At 73.9% G+C, this 16,649-nt stretch carries 12 protein-coding genes; 4 read left to right on the top strand and 8 right to left on the bottom strand.

Going from position 1 to position 16,649, the window contains the following annotated elements:
* Positions 1 to 4: 4 nt before the first annotated feature.
* The 5 genes from ND486_RS22055 to ND486_RS22035 form a co-directional block, all read right to left on the bottom strand.
* On the bottom strand, positions 5 to 778 hold the full coding sequence (locus ND486_RS22055; RefSeq protein ID WP_251786405.1) for an alpha/beta fold hydrolase: 774 nt from the start codon (positions 776 to 778) through the stop codon (positions 5 to 7).
* Positions 775 to 1,917 carry an NADH:flavin oxidoreductase/NADH oxidase gene (locus ND486_RS22050; RefSeq protein WP_285899068.1) on the bottom strand — a complete coding sequence of 381 codons (1,143 nt, stop codon included), beginning with the start codon at positions 1,915 to 1,917 and terminating at the stop codon, positions 775 to 777. The genes ND486_RS22055 and ND486_RS22050 overlap by 4 nt, the downstream gene beginning before the upstream one ends.
* A 38-nt stretch (positions 1,918 to 1,955) precedes the next feature.
* Entirely contained in the window at positions 1,956 to 2,885 is a 930-nt protein-coding gene (locus ND486_RS22045; protein ID WP_251786403.1) for a cation diffusion facilitator family transporter, read from the bottom strand.
* A 51-nt stretch (positions 2,886 to 2,936) separates the two neighbouring features.
* On the bottom strand, positions 2,937 to 5,441 hold the full coding sequence (locus ND486_RS22040; RefSeq protein ID WP_251786402.1) for an ATP-dependent Clp protease ATP-binding subunit: 2,505 nt from the start codon (positions 5,439 to 5,441) through the stop codon (positions 2,937 to 2,939).
* Between the two features lie 69 nt (positions 5,442 to 5,510).
* A complete protein-coding gene (locus ND486_RS22035; RefSeq protein WP_251786401.1) occupies positions 5,511 to 6,410 on the bottom strand; it encodes a hypothetical protein in 900 nt (299 codons plus the stop codon).
* A 248-nt stretch (positions 6,411 to 6,658) separates the two neighbouring features.
* Between ND486_RS22035 and ND486_RS22030 the strand changes: the two genes are divergently transcribed.
* Positions 6,659 to 8,158, top strand: a complete 1,500-nt coding sequence (locus tag ND486_RS22030) for an amino acid permease (protein ID WP_251786400.1) — start codon at positions 6,659 to 6,661, stop codon at positions 8,156 to 8,158.
* Between the two features lie 22 nt (positions 8,159 to 8,180).
* Here the strand turns inward: ND486_RS22030 and ND486_RS22025 are convergent, their stop codons facing one another.
* Positions 8,181 to 9,434, bottom strand: a complete 1,254-nt coding sequence (locus ND486_RS22025; RefSeq protein WP_251786399.1) for an FAD-dependent monooxygenase — start codon at positions 9,432 to 9,434, stop codon at positions 8,181 to 8,183.
* 133 nt (positions 9,435 to 9,567) lie between these two features.
* Positions 9,568 to 10,803: an FAD-dependent monooxygenase gene (locus tag ND486_RS22020; RefSeq protein ID WP_251786398.1), complete on the bottom strand. Its 1,236-nt coding sequence runs from the start codon at positions 10,801 to 10,803 to the stop codon at positions 9,568 to 9,570.
* 220 nt (positions 10,804 to 11,023) lie between these two features.
* Between ND486_RS22020 and ND486_RS22015 the strand changes: the two genes are divergently transcribed.
* The gene (locus ND486_RS22015) at positions 11,024 to 12,463 is read left to right on the top strand and encodes a lipopolysaccharide biosynthesis protein (RefSeq protein ID WP_251786397.1); all 1,440 of its coding nucleotides are present in this window, start codon (positions 11,024 to 11,026) and stop codon (positions 12,461 to 12,463) included.
* Between the two features lie 980 nt (positions 12,464 to 13,443).
* On the opposite strand, the gene ND486_RS22010 is transcribed toward ND486_RS22015, so the two are convergent.
* A complete protein-coding gene (locus tag ND486_RS22010) occupies positions 13,444 to 14,334 on the bottom strand; it encodes an ATP-grasp fold amidoligase family protein (RefSeq protein WP_062402669.1) in 891 nt (296 codons plus the stop codon).
* A gap of 257 nt (positions 14,335 to 14,591) precedes the next feature.
* Between ND486_RS22010 and ND486_RS22005 the strand changes: the two genes are divergently transcribed.
* Positions 14,592 to 15,593 carry a glycosyltransferase family A protein gene (locus ND486_RS22005; protein WP_168172231.1) on the top strand — a complete coding sequence of 334 codons (1,002 nt, stop codon included), beginning with the start codon at positions 14,592 to 14,594 and terminating at the stop codon, positions 15,591 to 15,593.
* A 28-nt stretch (positions 15,594 to 15,621) separates the two neighbouring features.
* Entirely contained in the window at positions 15,622 to 16,641 is a 1,020-nt protein-coding gene (locus tag ND486_RS22000; protein WP_251786396.1) for a DNA topoisomerase IB, read from the top strand.
* Positions 16,642 to 16,649: the final 8 nt, after the last annotated feature.

Genomic DNA, 16,649 nt, shown 5'->3' with positions numbered 1-16,649 from the left:
CGGCTCAGCCGGGCGGGAGCGGGTGCCGGACGAGGAACGTCAGTACCTCGTCGGTCGCGCGCCGCTCCAGGAAGTAGGCGTGCCGGGCCCCGGGCAGCACGACGAGTTCGGCGCCGGGGATGCGCCGGGCGAGGCGGAGTCCGTTGTCGGGCGGGGTGAGCTCGTCGTCGCCGCCGTGCAGCACCAGGGTCGGGGCGGTGATCGTGGCGACCGCGTCCCACGCGTCGTGCCGTGCGCTCGCGCGGCGGTGGCCCGCCCGCGCAGCCGGACTCATCGTGTCGTCGCCGAGGACGGGCAGCGGGTCCAGGATCTCTGGGCCGGCCATGAGGCGGCGCAGCTCGCCGGCGTGGGTCGCCGGCTCGGCCAGGCGGCGCGGTACGTCCGGGTCGGGCGCGACGGTGCCGGGTCCGCCCGCGGTGGTGCAGCCGAGCACCAGCGCGCCGACCCGGTCGGGGTGGTCGGCGGCCACCCACTGCGCGACCCGGCCGCCCATCGACGTGCCGTAGACGTGGGCGCGACCGATCCCAGCCGCGTCGAGGACGGCGACGACGTCGCGGGCGAAGCGGCGGGTGCTCCAGTCGTGGTCGGCCGCGTCGTCGCTGGTCCCGGTGCCGGCGGTGTCGACGGCGACGGTGCGGTACCCGGCGAGGCCCTCGCGTACGGAGCTCCACCAGTGCCGCGCGTTGGCCTGCCCGGCCAGCAGGACGAGCGGCTCGCCACTCCCCCGGACGTCGAACCCGATTCCGGTCCCGTCCGGTGCGACGGCCCGTGCACTCACCGGACCACCCGCGGCTCGGGCCAGCCGATGCTCGGGGTGTGGCCACGCATGTTCCGCAGCCACCAGGCGTAGTCGTCGGGGACGAGTGAGAACGGGTCGTCATGGCCGAGCTCGCGGGCGGCCCACACCGGCCAATGCGGGTTGGCCAGCGCCGGACGGCCCAGCAACACGACGTCCAGGGCGCCGGACCGGACGGCCTCGTCGGCGGTCTGCGGTACACCGAGGTTCCAGCTCGCCGCGACCGGGATGCCGATCTCCGCACGGATCCGCCGGGCCCGATCGACCCACGCGCCCTGCTCGCCGCGCATCGCGTCGCGCGAGTCGGGGGTGTTCCCGCCGAAGGACAGGTCGGCCAGGTCCAGGCCGTGCTCGCGCATCCAGCCGATCGCGGTGACGGCGTCGTCGAAGGTGGTGCCGTCGGGGTGCAGGTCGTCGGCGCCGAGCCGCATGGTCAGCGGGTACTCCTCCGGCCACGCCCCGCGGACGGCGTCGAGCGCCTCCAGCAGGAACCGCGCGCGGTTCTCCAGGCTGCCGCCGTAGGCGTCGGTGCGGCGGTTGGAGATCGGCGAGAAGAAGCTCGACCCGAGGTAGCCGTGGGCGAAGTGCAGCTCCATCCACCGGTAGCCCGCCTCGGCGGCACGGCGGGCGGCGTCGGCCCACGCGCGGTGCAGACCGTGGATCTCGGCGACGGTCAGCTCGTGGACGGCGTGGTCGTGCTTCGGCCCGCCGAACGGCACCGGCGACGGTCCGGAGGTCAGCCAGCCGTCGGGATGCTCGGGCGGGAGCTGGGCCTTGCCCTCCCAGGGGAGCTGCTCGCTGCCCTTGCGGCCGGTGTGGGCCAGCTGGATCCCTGCGACCCCGCCCATCGCCTCGACCATGGCGACGGTGCGGGCGTGCCCGGGGACCTGGTCGTCGCGCCAGAGCCCGGCGCAGTGCACCGAGGTGCGCCCCTCGGCGCAGACGGCGATCTGCTCGCCGAAGACGAGTCCGAACCCGCCCGCCGCCCGGGCGCCGAGGTGCATGAGGTGGAAGTCGCCCATGTGCCCGTCGTGTGAGCGGTACATGGTCATCGGCGACATCGCGATGCGGTTGCGCAGGGTCACGCCCTGGAGCGTGTACGGGCTGAACAGGTGCGCCATTCCACGGACTACCCCGGGCGGCGGTGGATCACCGCGGCTCAGCCGCAGTGGTTCTCGTGCCCGGTGTGCGCGGCGTGCTCGACCTGCAGGGTGGAGTGGTCGAGCCCGAACCGCTCGCGCAGTTCGTGCCCGGCGCGGTCGAGCACCGAGGAGTCCCCGCAGTGCGCGGAGACCTCCTCGTCGACGACGACGTGCGCCGACATCGCGGGGGTGCGGTCGTTGATCGCCCACACGTGCAGGTCGTGCACGTCGGCGACTCCCTCGACGGCCAGCAGCGCCGCCTTGACCTCGTGGGCGTCGATGCCCTTGGGCGCCCCCTCCAGCAGGACGTGCGCGGCCTCGCGCAGCAGCGCCACGGCGCGCGGGAGGATGAGCGCGACGATGACGAGCGAGGCGATCGTGTCCGCGTAGGGCCAGCCGGTCGTCATCAGGACGACGGCGGCGGCGAGCACGCCCACCGAGCCGAGGGCGTCACCGAGGACGTGCAGCATGGCACCGCGCATGTTCATGTTCCCGCGGTCGCCGCCGGCCAGGACGGCCAGCGACACCAGGTTGCCGACCAGGCCGAGCACGCCGATGACCAGCAGCGGCAGGCCCGGAATCTCCGCGGGCACGAACAGCCGCTGCACCGCCTCGACGCCCACCCACACCACGACCGCGACGAGGGTCAGCGCGTTCAGCGCGGCGACGAGCACCTCGGCCCGGCCCATCCCGTAGGTCCGCGACGTCGTCGCCGGGCGGGCGGCGAGCACGCTGGCGATCAGCGCCGCGACCAGCGCCCCGGCGTCGGTCAGCAGGTGGCCGAGGTCTGCCAGCAGCGCGAGCGAGCCGGTGTACACCGCGCCCGCCGCGCCGAGGACCGCCGTGACCAGGGTGACGGCCAGTGCCGTCGCGAGCCGGCGGCGGTCGGTGCCCGCCCCGGCGTGCCCGTGGCCCGACCCGCCGCCGTGTCCGTGTCCGTGCCCCATGCGGCCACCATACATGCATACATTCGCATGTGAAGCGTTCGCGGCCCGGGCTCAGCCGGTGGGGACCACCACGGACTCGATGCTCAACGCCCCGTCCTCGACGCCGACCCGGGCGGTGCTGCCCGCGCCGATCCGCCCGTCGAGCAGCATCGACGACAGCGGGTTGTCGAGCTCGCGGCGGATGGTGCGGCGCAGCGGACGCGCCCCGAACTCGGGGGCGTGCCCGTGCTCGGCGAGCAGCGCGACGGCGTCGTCGCTGATCTCGAAGCCGATGTCCATCCGGCCGAGCCGGTCGCGGGTGTCGTCGAGCAGCAGCCGGGTGATCCGGGTGAGCTGCTCGGCCTCGAGCCGGCGGAAGACGATGGTCTCGTCGATCCGGTTCAGGAACTCGGGCCGGAAGACCTCCCGCAGCCGCGGCATCAGCCGGTCGCGCAGCACCGCGTCCTCCCGCTCGGCGGGGGTGGTGCCCGGACCGGCGGCCGGGCCGAAGCCGAGCGTGGTGCCGTGCCCGGTGATCAGCTCCGACCCCACGTTGGAGGTCATGATGATCACCGTGTGCCGGAAGTCGACGGTGCGGCCCTGGCCGTCGGTGAGCCGGCCGTCGTCGAGGACCTGCAGCAGCGTGTTGAACACGTCCGGGTGCGCCTTCTCGATCTCGTCGAGCAGCAGCACCGAGTAGGGCCGCCGGCGCACCGCCTCGGTCAGCTCGCCGGACTCGCCGTAGCCGACGTAGCCGGGCGGGGCGCCGACCATCCGCGCGACGGTGTGCTTCTCGCCGTACTCGCTCATGTCCAGGCGGACCATGCGGTCCTCCTCGCCGAACAGCGCGACGGCCAGGGCGCGCGCCAGCTCGGTCTTGCCGACCCCGGTGGGGCCGAGGAACAGGAAGCTGCCCACCGGGCGGTTCTCGTCGCCGAGCCCGGAGCGCGAGCGGCGGATGGCCTCGGCCACGGCGGTGACCGCGGCGTCCTGCCCGATGACGCGCTGGTGCAGCTCGTCCTCCAGCTTGAGCAGCCGGTCCCGCTCGGCCTCGGTGAGCTGGGCGACCGGGATGCCGGTGGAGCGCGCGACGACCTCGGCGATCTCCTCGACGCCGACGACGGGTGCGCGGCCGTCGGGGTCGGTGGGGTCGGCGGCCAGCTCCTCGCGGGCGGCGGTGATCTCGTCGCGCAGCTGGGAGGCCTTCTCGTAGTCCTCGTGCGCGACGGCCTGGTCCTTGTCGCGCTGCAGCGCGTCGAGGCGCTGCTCGACGGCCCGCCGGTCCACGGTGGGGGTGCGGGTGCGCAGCCGGACCCGGGCGCCGGCCTGGTCGAGCAGGTCGATCGCCTTGTCCGGCAGGAACCGGTCGGTGACGTAGCGGTCGGACAGCTCCACCGCCGCGCGCAGCGCGTCCGGGGTGTAGCGGACCTGGTGGTGGGCCTCGTAGCGGTCGGCGAGGCCGCGCAGGATCGTGACGGCGTCCTCCACCGACGGCTCGGGCACCAGCACCGGCTGGAAGCGGCGGGCGAGCGCGCTGTCGGACTCGATGTGGCGGCGGTACTCGTCGAGCGTGGTGGCGCCGATGACGTGCAGCTCGCCGCGGGCCAGCGCGGGCTTGAGCAGGTTCCCGGCGTCCATCGCGCCGCCGTCCCCTCCCCCGGTGCCCGCGCCGACCATCGTGTGCAGCTCGTCGATGAACACGATCAGCGCGTCGCTGTGCGACCGGATCTCCTCGATCAGCGTGCGCATGCGTTCCTCGAAGTCGCCGCGGTACTTGGTGCCGGCGACCACCCCGGCCAGGTCCAGCTGCACGACACGGCGTCCGCGCAGGGTGTCGGGCACCTCGCCGTCGGCGATGCGCTGGGCGATCCCCTCGACGACGGCGGTCTTCCCGACCCCGGCCTCCCCGATCAGCACCGGGTTGTTCTTGGTCCGGCGGGACAGGACCTCGACGGTCTGCTCGATCTCGTCGGCGCGGCCGATGACCGGGTCCAGCCGACCGCCGCGGGCGGCCTCGGTGAGGTCCTGGCCGTACTGGTCCAGGGTCGGGGTGCCGGTGTCCGCGACCGCGCCCGGGTCCGGGGTGCCCGTCGCGCCCGGCCCGGCGGGGGCCTGCGGGGTCATCGCGCCGGGGCTGAACCGGGAGCGGGCGAGCAGCCGGCCCGCGGCGGAGTCCTCGTTGGCGGCGAGCGCGAGCAGCAGGTGCTCGGGTCCGATGTAGCTCGACCCGAGCGAGCGGGAGATCTGGTGCGCGTCGAGCAGCGCGCGCTTGGCCGACGGCGTCAGCGACGGCGGCCGCCCCGCGTCGTGGCCGCCGCCGGGGCGTGGCAGGCGCTCCTCCAGGATGCGGGCGATCGTGTCCGGGTCGCCGCCGGCCCGGGCGATCCAGCCGCGGGTGGAGTCGGTGCGAGCGCAGGCCAGCAGGATGTGCGTGGCGTCGAGGTCGGTGTCACCGCGTTCCGCGGCCTCCTGGGCGGCCCGGGCCATGATCTCGCGGGCACCGCCGCTCAGGAGCCGCGTCAGGTCGATCCGGTGCACCGGGCCGCGGGGGTCGCCGGGGCCGAAGAAGCCGGTCATCGTCCACCTCTCGTCGGGTCGGGGCGATCGACCGTTTTCCCGGTGCCGGGCCCGTCGAAACCGTCCGCCTCAGGAGGTGGCGAGCACGTCCGCGGCGACGTCGCGGCAGACCTGCCAGCCGTGCTCGACCCCGAGCCCGCCCGGGTAGGTGGTGAGGACGGCCAGCGCGCGGTCCTCCCAGGCCAGCACGCAGTGCACGTTCCAGCCGTCGCCGCCGTGCAGGGTCCAGCCGTTCTTCTCCGCGACGGCGCCGGGCAGCACGGGCCGGATCCCGGACCGCCCGTCCGGGGTGACGGCGTCGAGGTCGGCGAGCAGCTCGGGTCCGCCGGGCAGGGCCGGGGCGCGCTCGCGCACGCAGGCGAGGACGCGGGCGGCGTCGAGCGCGCTGACCTGTGTGTACGACCACCACCCGGGCCGCGACGTCGACACCGTCACCCCGCACTCCGGGCCGAGCCGCGCGGTGCTCGCGTCCCGGCCGAGCGCCCGGTAGAGGCGTTCGGCGGCGGCGTCGTCGGAGGCGCGGACGGCGGCGGCGATGTCGGCACGTACGGCGGGCGGGACCGGGCGGCCCCGCTGCGCGGCGGCCCGCAGGGTGTCCAGGGCCAGCCAGGCCTTGATCGTCGACTCGGCCTCGCTGCGGCGGGTCGCGGCGTCCGCGGAACCGGTCCAGCGGCCGTCGCCGGTGTCCAGCAGCGCCCAGGACACGGCGAGCCCCTCCTCACCCTCCCGGTCGACGGCGAGCGTGCCGGGCGCGAGGTCGAGCGGGTCGGCCGTCGCCGACCCGGTGATCGCCGCGAGGAGCTCGCGCAGGGTGCCGGGCGGCTCCGCGGCGGCCGCGGGGGCGTGCTGCAGCCGGGCGACGGACGGGGGTGTCTCGGCCGGGCCGGCCAGCGCCGTCGACACCTGCCCGGAGGCCCCGGCGGCCCCGGCGGCCGGAGCCAGCACGAGCGCGGCGACGACGGCGAGCACCGCTCCCCGTGCCGCCCGGGACCGTCGGCGTCCCGGCCTCCGCTCCACCACGGCTCCTCCGGTCGTGGGCACCCGGTCGGTTGCCCACGACCGACATCGTGCCCCGATCGTGGCCGACCCGGACAGGGAGAACAGAACGTTCACACGGGATTATCAGGATCGTCGTCGCACCTCGTGCGGCGCGTCGTCACCCGGCGTCATACCGTCACGCAACGACCGGTCGACCGACGACGAGTGGGGGTGGCGGAGTGGGCTGGACGCGCACGATGCCGGTGGAACGGATCCTGGCCCGGAGCGAGCACGGGGACGGGGGTGCCGACGGGCACGGGACGCCGCTCAAGCGCACGCTGAAGGCCCGTGACCTGGTCGGATTCGGTGTCGGCATCATCATCGGCACCGGCATCTTCACCCTCGCCGGGGTCGAGGCCCAGCAGCACGCGGGCCCCGCCGTCACGCTGTCGTTCCTGATCGGTGCGGTCGTCGCCGGGCTCGCCGCCGTCTGCTACGCCGAGCTGGCCTCCTCGGTCCCGACGGCGGGCTCGGCCTACACCTACGCCTTCGCCACCCTCGGCGAGGTCTTCGCCTGGATCATCGGCTGGGACCTGCTGCTGGAGTTCGGCCTCGGCCTCGCCGTCGTCTCGCGGAGCTGGTCCGGCTACCTGGCATCGCTGTTCGGGCTGCCGACGGCGTGGTTCGGCGAGGACGCGACGGTCAACGTCGGCGCGGTGCTGATCATCGCGCTGCTGACGGTCGTCGCGGTCGCGGGCATCCAGCAGTCGGCGCGGCTGACGAACCTGCTGGTCCTGGTGAAGCTCGCGGTCTGCGTGCTGATCCTGGCCGTGGGCGTGTTCTACATCGACCCGGCCAACCTGCAGCCGTTCATCCCGCCGGCGCAGGCACCCGAGGACGGCGGCTCGGTGTTCACCCAGCCGATCATCTCCGGGGTGTTCGGGCTCGCACCGACCGTGTTCGGCGTGGGCGGCATGCTCACCGCGGCCGCGGTGGTCTTCTTCGCCTACACCGGGTTCGAGGCGCTGGCCAACCTCGGCGAGGAGGCGAAGCGTCCCAACCGCGACCTGAAGATCGGCCTGCTCGGCGCGCTCGCCATCTGCGCGGTGCTCTACGTCGGCGTCTCGATCGTGCTCACCGGGATGGTCCCCTACACCGAGATCGACACCGGCGCCCCGCTGGCGTCGGCGTTCGCCGGCGTCGGGCTGCCGTGGGTGGGCGCGCTGATCGCTCTCGGCGCGGTCACCGGGCTGACCTCGGTGATGATGGTGGAGCTCGTGACCATCGGCCGGATCGGCTTCGCGATGGGTCGCGACGGCCTGCTGCCGGAGGCCATCGGCACCGCGCACCCGAAGTGGGGCACCCCGCACCGCATGACGATCATCGGTGGTGTCGTCTGCGCGGTGATCGCGGCGTTCACCCCGATCACCGCACTGGCCGACATGGTGTCGATCGGCGCGCTCTCGGCGATGATCATCGTGGCGATCGCGGTGCCGGTGCTGCGCCGGACCCGCCCCGACCTCGACCGGCCGTTCACCGTGCCGTTCTCGCCGGTGGTGCCGGCGATCACCGCGATCGCGTGCCTCTACCTGATGCTCAACCTGAACCTGGACACGTGGATCCGGTTCGTCGGCTGGCTGCTGCTCGGCCTCGTCGTCTACGCCGTCTACGGGCGGAAGCACTCGTTCCTCGCGCGCGAGGAACGGGAGGGTTCCGGGGCCGGGCGGGACCGGGCCTGAGCCGGTCCCGCCGGGCCGCGGGTCAGCGCTGCAGGGCCTCGCGGGGGGTGATCTCCCCGCGGGCCAGCGCGCGGCGGACCCGGCGGGCCGCGGTCAGCCTGCGACGGACCTGACGGACCGGCTCGACCTGCGTCGCGCGGTGCAGACGCTCGTTGAGCCGGCCCTGGTCGTGCCGGCGGTCGAGCAGCGACCAGGAGAAGGCCAGTGCGTCGTCGGCGCCCTCGAGGCGCTCCGGGACGGTCTCGAACCACTCCATGCTGGCCCGGGCCATCCGCTGGATGGGCGCCATCGCGGCGCGGCGGCGCGCGTCGTACCCGGCGAGGGCGGCCTCGACGTCGTCGGTGCCGCGGGTCCCCCGCGGGTACAGCTCCTCGGCCAGCGCGATCGAGTCGGCGACCGCGAGCACGGTGCCCGAGCCGATGGCGAAGTGCGTGGTGTGCGCCGCGTCGCCGGCGAGGACGACGTTGCCGTCGCGCCAGGACATGTTCCGGACCTCGCGGAACTGCAGCCACGGCGAGGACCCCATGCCGGGCGGGGCGATCAGCGAGTGGCCGTCGAGCGAGCGGGCGAAGACGCCCTCGAGCATCCGCATGGCCTCGTCGGGCGCCATGGTGTCGAGCCCCAGGCCCGTCCACGTCTCCGGCGTGCACTCCACGATGCAGGTGCTCACGCAGTCCGCCGCGGGGTAGGCGTGGAACCAGATCCAGCCGGCGTGGGTCTTCTCGAACGCGAAGGTGAACGGCCGGAACGGCTTGCTCGTCCCGAACCACACGTAGCGGTTGGCGCCGTGGGCGACCCGCGTGCCGAAGACGTCGGCCCGGGCGGCGCGGATCGCGGACCCGACCCCGTCCGCGGCGACGACGACGTCCGCGTCCGCGGTCAGCGGGTCGCGTGCGGTGTCGCCGTCGGCGGCGACGGCGGTGTCGAACATGAGCTTCACGCCGACCTGGCGGGCCCGCTCGGCCAGCACCTCCAGCAGTCGCGCCCGGCCGATGGAGTAGCCGTAGCGCCCGCCGAGGTGCACCGGGCGCCCGGAGACCTCCACGACCTGGGAGTCCCACACGTGCGCCGCGGCCCGCACCTTCTCGGCGCCGAGGGGGTCGGTGCGGAAGAGCTCGTCGAGGATGTCCTCACCGAGTGTGACCGCGAAGCCGGAGGCCGTACCGGGACCGTTGCGCTCCGCGAGAACGACCTCGTCCTGCCCGCCCGACCGCAGCCGGGCCAGGATCGAGAAGTACAGACCGGCCGGTCCACCACCGACGACCACGATCTTCACACCGGACCTCCATCGGATGTCATCGATCTGGGACGCAACGACCCTACGAACGTGGCGGACCTGTGTGGACACCGGGTCCGACCACGATCGGTGACGGTGCGCATGCCGGCGGCGAGCGGTGTCGCGACCGAAGTCAGCTCTGCCGACCGCGCAGGGCCGACCGCCGGACGCGGCGGGCGGTGGTCAGACCGCGCCGCACCTGACGCAGCGCGGGCACCTGGGTGGCGCGGTGCAGGGTGCGGTGGATGCGGCTCATGTCGCCCCGGCGGTCGGTGAGCGACCACGCGAACTCGACGGGGTCGGTGACCTGCTCGAGCTGGCGTCCGGCCTGCTCGAACCACTGCATATTGCGCCGGGCGGCGTCCTGGATCGGGCCGATCTCCGCACGCCGGCGGGCGTCGTAGGCCGACAGCGCGGCGCCGCGGCCGTTCGGGCAGGTCAGGTCGGCCGCAGCCGTCTGGCCCGCGACGCCGTAGAGGGCATCGACCAGACCCATCGAGTCCTGCATGGCCAGCACGGTGCCCGAGCCGATCCCGAAGTGCGTGGTGTGCGCGGCGTCGCCGGCCAGCACGAGGTCGCCGTCGCGCCAGGTCCGGTTGCGGACCTCGCGGAAGCGCAGCCAGGGCTTGTCCCCGAGCCCGCCGAGGGGCTCGATGAGCCGGCGCCCGGCCAGCGTGCGGTGGAAGACCGACTCGACGAGCCGGACGGCCTCGGCCCCGGACATGTGGTCCAGGCCCAGCGCCTCCCAGGTGTCGGGCTCGCACTCGACGATGCAGGTGCTGACCCCGTTCGACGAGGGGTAGAGGTGGATCCACATCCAGCCCGCGTCGGTCGGCTGGAAGTCCCAGACGAAGGTGTCGGAGTCGCTGTCGGCGCCGAGCCAGACGTAGGGGTTCGTCCCCTCGTCGACGGTGGTGCCGAAGTGCTCGGCGCGCGCGGTGCGGATCCGGCTGCCGACGCCGTCGCAGGCGACGACCAGGTCGGCGTCGAGGTCCGCGCGGTCGACCGGGGAGCCGTACTCGATCGTCACGCCCAGCTGCTCCGCCCGGCGCGCCAGCACGTCGAGCAGGTCGACGCGGGCGATCGCGTAGCCGTACTTGCCGCCGACGTGCACCGGGCGGTGGTCGCCGACCCGGATCTCCTGGGCGTTCCACAGCCGCGACGCGCGACGCAGGGCCTCACCGCCCTCGGGGTCGTTGCGGAACGCATCGTCGAGCATGTCCTCGCCGTAGGTGACGGCGAACCCGTGGGTCCGCCCCGCCTCGTTGCGTTCGTGCACGACGACCTCGTCGCGTCCACCGGATCGGAGCCTGGCGAGGACCGCCAGGTACAGACCGGCCGGCCCACCTCCCGCGCAGGCGATACGCACGCGAGCCCCCTTCGGTTCATCAAGTCACCGGAAAGGATGCACCGTAGCGCAGCGATTGCGCGCCACGACGGGGTGTGTATGTCCGGGGTGTCCGACCCCGGCCGGTGACGGGCCGTCCGGGGCCCCTCCCCCTGGCACCCGGGTGGTCGACCCCTGGTTAGCGTGGTGGTGTGCACGCACTCAGCGGGACGTCCCGCGCCGCCGTCCGGTGGTGCGCGCGATGAGCGTCGGGGAGATGGTCGCCGGCCGGGTCCGCTCGGTCCGCCGGGAGATGGGCAACCCGCTCTACCGCAACGCGTACGCCCTGATGCTCAACACCGTCGTCAACTCCGGCTTCGGGTTGCTCTACTGGGTCTTCGCTGCGCGCGTGTTCAGCACCGAGGACGTCGGCCGTGGCAACGCCATGGTCAACCTGATGATGCTGATCTCGGTCCTGACCTCGCTGAACTTCGGTCAGGCCCTCATCCGCTTCCTCCCGACGGCCGGACGCGACTCACGGTCGCTGGTGCGGCTCGCGTACGGGATTAGCGCCGCCATGGCGGTCGTCGGCTCGGCCGCGGTCATGACCTACTGCCACGTCGCCTACGCCCCCGGCGACCCGCTGCACGTCTCCCCCGGCTTCGCCGCGTGGTTCGTGGTCTCGACCGCCGCGTGGTCCATCTTCAACCTGCAGGACCAGGTCCTCACCGGGCTGCGTTCGGCGATGTGGGTGGTGCTGGAGAACGGCGTCTACGGCGTCGTGAAGCTCGGGCTGCTCGTGGTCGTCGCGTTCACCTCGGTGTCCGACGGCGTGTTCACCTCCTGGAGCGCGCCGGTCATCGCGCTGCTGGTGCCGTTCACCCTCCTGATCTCGCGGCGGCTGCTCCCCCGGCACACCGCCGAGACCGCGGACCGCGACGACGCGGGCGCCCCGGACCGCGCCACGCTCGCCCGCTACATGGGCGGCGACTACCTGGGCCAGGTGTTCAACCAGGCCATGTCGTCGTTCCTGCCGGTGCTGGTGGTCATGACGATCAGCCAGGCGGCCAGTGCCTACCTGCTGCCGGCCCAGACGGTCTTCCTCGCCATGAGCATGCTGTCGATGGCGATCACCTCGGCGCTGGTCGTGGAGGGCTCCCGGAACCCGGCGCACGCGCACGTGTTCGCCCGGGCGGTGCTGCGGCGGATCTGCCTGCTGGTGTGGCCCGCGTCGCTGGTCATCGCGCTGGCCGCGCCGCTGCTGCTGTGGTTCTACGGGCCGCAGTACGTCGAGAACTCCACGACGCTGCTGCAGCTGCTGATGGCCTCGATGTTCCCGCGCGTGATCGTGACGATGTGGATGACGAAGTCCCGTCTGGCGAACCGCACCTTCCCCCTGGCCGTCCAGCAGCTCGTGCACTGCGCGATCGTGCTCGGCGGGATCCCGCTGCTGGCCCCGATGCTCGGGGTCGACGCCGTCGGCTGGATGTGGCTCGCGGGCGAGCTGGTCCTGGCGATCGCCTTCCTGCCGTCGGTGGTGCGCTGGCTGCGCCAGCCGGTCCCGCCGCACCCGCCCGGCGACGGCGGCCCGGACGGCCCCGCCGGCCCGGGCGTCCCGGATCCCCTCGCCCGGGACGACGACACCCGGCCCATCGGCGGGCCGGAGGCACGGACCCACGAGTTCCCCCGCGTCCGCGACTGACCCGCGGTACCGCGGGCTCCGGCGCTCCCTCCGGCTCAGGGGCCTCGCAGCCTCCGGGCTCCGGAGGCCCCGGGGCTCGGATCCACCGAGCTCCCGGCTTCCGGGGCTCCGATTCACCCGACCTTCCGGCATCCGGAGCTCCGATCCGGCGAGCTCCGGGCTTCCGGGCGACAGACCGGCCCACGGTCCGCCGGCCGCCCCGCGCACTGGCCACCCAGCGCTCGTACTCGCGGGCGACCACAGCCGCGACGCCGCGGCCCGGCACGGCCCGGCACGGCCCGGCCCGGCCCGGCACGGCCCGACCCGGCCCGGCACGCCGGCCCCGGGCCCACACCTGCCCCCGGCCCGGCGGTCCTGTCGCACCTCGGACGAGGTCGTCGCACCCGCCGCATGGGGTGCGACGACCTCGTGCGGGGTGCGGCAGGTCGCGCGGGGGACCTCGTCGGCTGCTGTGATGCGGCGTGCGCCCTGCCGAACCCCGCGGTCGTCCGCACCCCACGGAATCGCACGCCGCGCGACGAGGGTGGTCCTCACCCACGCTCCGACGAGCGCCCCACCGGGCGACGCGCGGGGCAGACCTGTCGATCAGTACGTGAGCGCTGTCCGACCAGGCGTCGGCAACGCCCAGGTACTGATCGATCGGCGGCGGGCGCCGTCGTCGCACGCTCTCCGCGGCTCGCATCCCGGTTCCACTCCGACGACCGCCAGGACAAGCACCTCGGAAACCGGCGTCGGCGGCACACCGTCCCGACGCCACACCCCTTCGCGGGCGGTCACACCTGCTGCAGGGGGTGTGGCCGCCCGCGAAGGGGTGTGGATGGGGCGGCGACCCGCGACGACGTACGGCGGCCGTCGCGTGGTGTGCCGCGGCCGGCGGCGGGTCGCCACGGGGTCGTCGGGGCTCGGCGCGGCGGACGGGTGGGGTGGAGGGTGTGGCGCGGCGAGGGCGGCGCAGGACCAGGGGCTGCCCGGGAGCCCGGTCAGGAGCGCTGGATGAACTTCTCCGGGATCGGGGTCCCGTTGCGCCACAGGTTCCCCAGCGCCCGGTCGAAGGCGCGGGGCCGCAGCCGGACGAGCCCGCCGCCCGGGTTGTGGGTGATCTCGCCGAAGTAGACGTGGCCGTCGACGTCGTAGAGGTCGACGCGGGCGAAGGTGAAGTCCTTGCCCAGCGCGCGGGCGATCTCCAGCATCCGCTCGTAGGACGCGGGCTTCTCCGGCAGCGCGTCGGCCTGGGAGAAGCGTCCGGAGATCCGGAACGGCACCCAGTCCGGGTGCAGCATCGTCGAGGTGTGGGCGACGAAGCGGTCCTGGTCGATGACGACCATCGCGGGCTCGCCGTGGAAGACGAAGAACTTGTAGTCGGCGGGCGGCTTGGTGCCGTCGCCGATCATCTCCTCGACGACGGCGCGCGGGGTGAGCCCCTCGTAGGGGCGCTCGCGCCAGCCGTGGGTGAAGAAGTCGGTGCGCAGCCAGCGGGCGACCGTCGACCGGATCTTCGCGTGGTCGGCGGCGGCCGGGTGGCGCACCAGGATCGTCATGTCGCAGCCGTGGGTGCCCTTGACGACGTAGGGACCCGCGGGGGCCTCCAGGTCGAGGTCCTCGGGCCGCTCGACCACCTGGATGAGCGGGATGAGGTGCTCGGCCCCGATCCGCTCGGCCACGTGTTCCCGGACGGCGTACTTGTCCGCGGTGACGTGCACCAGCTCGGGCTGGTCGTCGAGGTTCTTCTTCGCGAGCAGCTGGGACCAGGTCCGCGGCCGCCGGAACGTCGTCAGCTCCCCCTGGAACAGGGCGTGGTGGGCGATCGCGAAGGCGCGGTGCGGCAGGAACCGGAGCCGCCGGGACAGCATCACCCGTGCGTCGAACGACATTCTCCGGACGATAGCGACCCTCTCCCACCACCCGGCGCACCGGCCCCGGACCGGGTGGCCGGCCGACCGGGGCAACCACGGATGCCGCACGGACGTCACCAACAGTGCGCAGGCTCGTTGCCATTCGCGAGGAATGCCCGCAGCACGGCCTCGGTCGAGGGCGTGCCGAATGCTCTGCGTCACCCCTTACGGTGAAGGCGGGGCCGACGGCGCCGAAGACCGGCGCACCCCGGAAGGAGCAGGCGACTGTGCCGATCGTGCGGAACCCCCACGTTCTCGTCACCGTGATCACCCCGGCCTACAACGTCGGTCCCTGGATCGGCGAGGCCATCGACTCGGTGCTCGCGCAGACCGAGTCCCGGTTCGAGTACCTCGTCGTCGACGACGGGTCGACCGACGACACCGCCGACGTCGTCCGCTCGCGCGCCGAGCGCGACCCGCGGGTGCGACTGATCCAGGTGGAGAACGGCGGCTCGGGTGCCGCGCGCAACCGCGCCCTGGCCGAGAGCGCCGCCCCCTTCGTCGCATTCCTGGACGGCGACGACCGCTGGCACCCCGAGTTCCTGTCGCACATGCTCGAGACCATGCACACCGCCCCGCCCGGGGTCGGGATGGCGTACTGCCACACCCGCGTGATGCTGGAGTCCGGGCAGGTCGTGGCGCTGCGCTGGCAGCCGTCGGGCAAGGTCGACATCGACAAGCAGCTGGTGGAGAACAACCCGCCGCACAACGGCAGCTCGCTGATGATCCGCCGGGCCTGCTTCGACCAGGTCGGCGGCTTCGACTGCTCGCTGCCCTCCGCGGTCGACTTCGAGATGTGGCTGCGGATCGCCGCCGGCTCGAACTACCCCCTGATGTGGGGCACCCGCCGCTGGCTGCTCGACATGCGCCTGATGCGCACCGGGTCGATCAGCTCCAACCGGCAGCGGCGGTTCGAGTGCCTGGACAAGGTCATCGCCGACTACGCCCCCCGGATGGGCCGCCAGCACCCGGGCATGGCCTACGTCCGGCCCGCGGTGTTCGCCTACCGCGACGGGCTGGACGACTTCGGCGACCGGTGGGCGCTGCTCGCCCGCGAGGCGGGCGCGAAGGAGCTCGCGAAGGACTCGTGGGGCCGGTCGCTGCTGGCCTGGAGCAGCGCGGGCCGCGAGCGTCGCGCGCAGCTGCGCAACGTCCGCGACACCGCCCGCAACGGTGCCTACAAGGGGATGTCCGGGGCGCTGCGGACCGCGGTGAAGATCAACTCGCTGCGGGGATGATCCCGGCGCGCGGCGGGTATCCCCCGGCGTGCGACTGACCAGGGCGATCCCGTACCGCGGCGGCCTCACCCGTCGTCGTCGGGGGCGGGGGTTCAGCTACCACGACGCGACCGGCGCCGCCGTCGCCGCGCCGGTGCGGGCCCGGATCGAGGAGCTGGTGATCCCGCCCGCCTGGCGGGACGTGTGGATCTCCGAGCGGGAACGCGACCACATCCAGGCCGTCGGCTACGACGACGCGGGCCGCCGCCAGTACGTCTACCACCCGCGCTGGCAGGCCGACCGCGACACCGAGAAGCACGACCGCGTGCTGGAGCTCGCCCGCAGGCTGCCCCGTTTCCGTGAGCGCGTGCAGCGCGCCCTCGACGGCCGCGGGACCGGCCGCGACCGGGTGCTCGGCGGGGCGATGCGCATCCTCGACCTCGGGGTGTTCCGCACCGGCGGCGAGCAGTACGCCGAGGAGAACGGGACCTTCGGGCTGTCGACGCTGCGCCGCGAGCACGTCCGGCTGCGCGGCGGCGGGTGCGAGTTCTCCTACACCGCCAAGGGCGGCATCCACCGGCGCGTCCGGATCCGCGACGACGGCCTGGTCCGCCTGGTCCAGGCGCTGCGCCGGGCCCGCCCGGACGGCGACCGCTTCCTTGTCCACCGCGACGGGCGGCGCTGGCGCGAGATCCGCTCCGACGACGTCAACGACCACTTCCGGTCGCTCACCGACGCCGCGCACACCGCAAAGGACCTGCGGACCTGGAACGCCACCGTCGTAGCCGCGGTTGCGTTCGCCGAGCACGGCTCCGCCGGTGGCGCCGAGCTGTCCGCGACCGCGCTGAAGCGGGCCGAGGCCGCCGCGATGCGCCAGGTCGCCCGGGCACTGGGCAACACCCCGGCCGTCGCCCGCAGCAGCTACGTCGACCCGCGTGTGGTGCGGGCCTTCCAGGAGGGCCACACGGTCGCGGCCGGGCTGCGCCGCATCCCGCGCGGCGCCGACGAGCACCGCAGCCGGGTCGCCGTCGAACGGGCGGTGCTGCGTCTGCTCGAACGCCACAGCTGACCCCGCGG

Source organism: Pseudonocardia sp. DR1-2, assembly GCF_023717215.1.
GTDB classification, from domain to species: domain Bacteria; phylum Actinomycetota; class Actinomycetes; order Mycobacteriales; family Pseudonocardiaceae; genus Pseudonocardia; species Pseudonocardia alni.
This window is presented reverse-complemented; position numbering and strand designations above follow the sequence as displayed.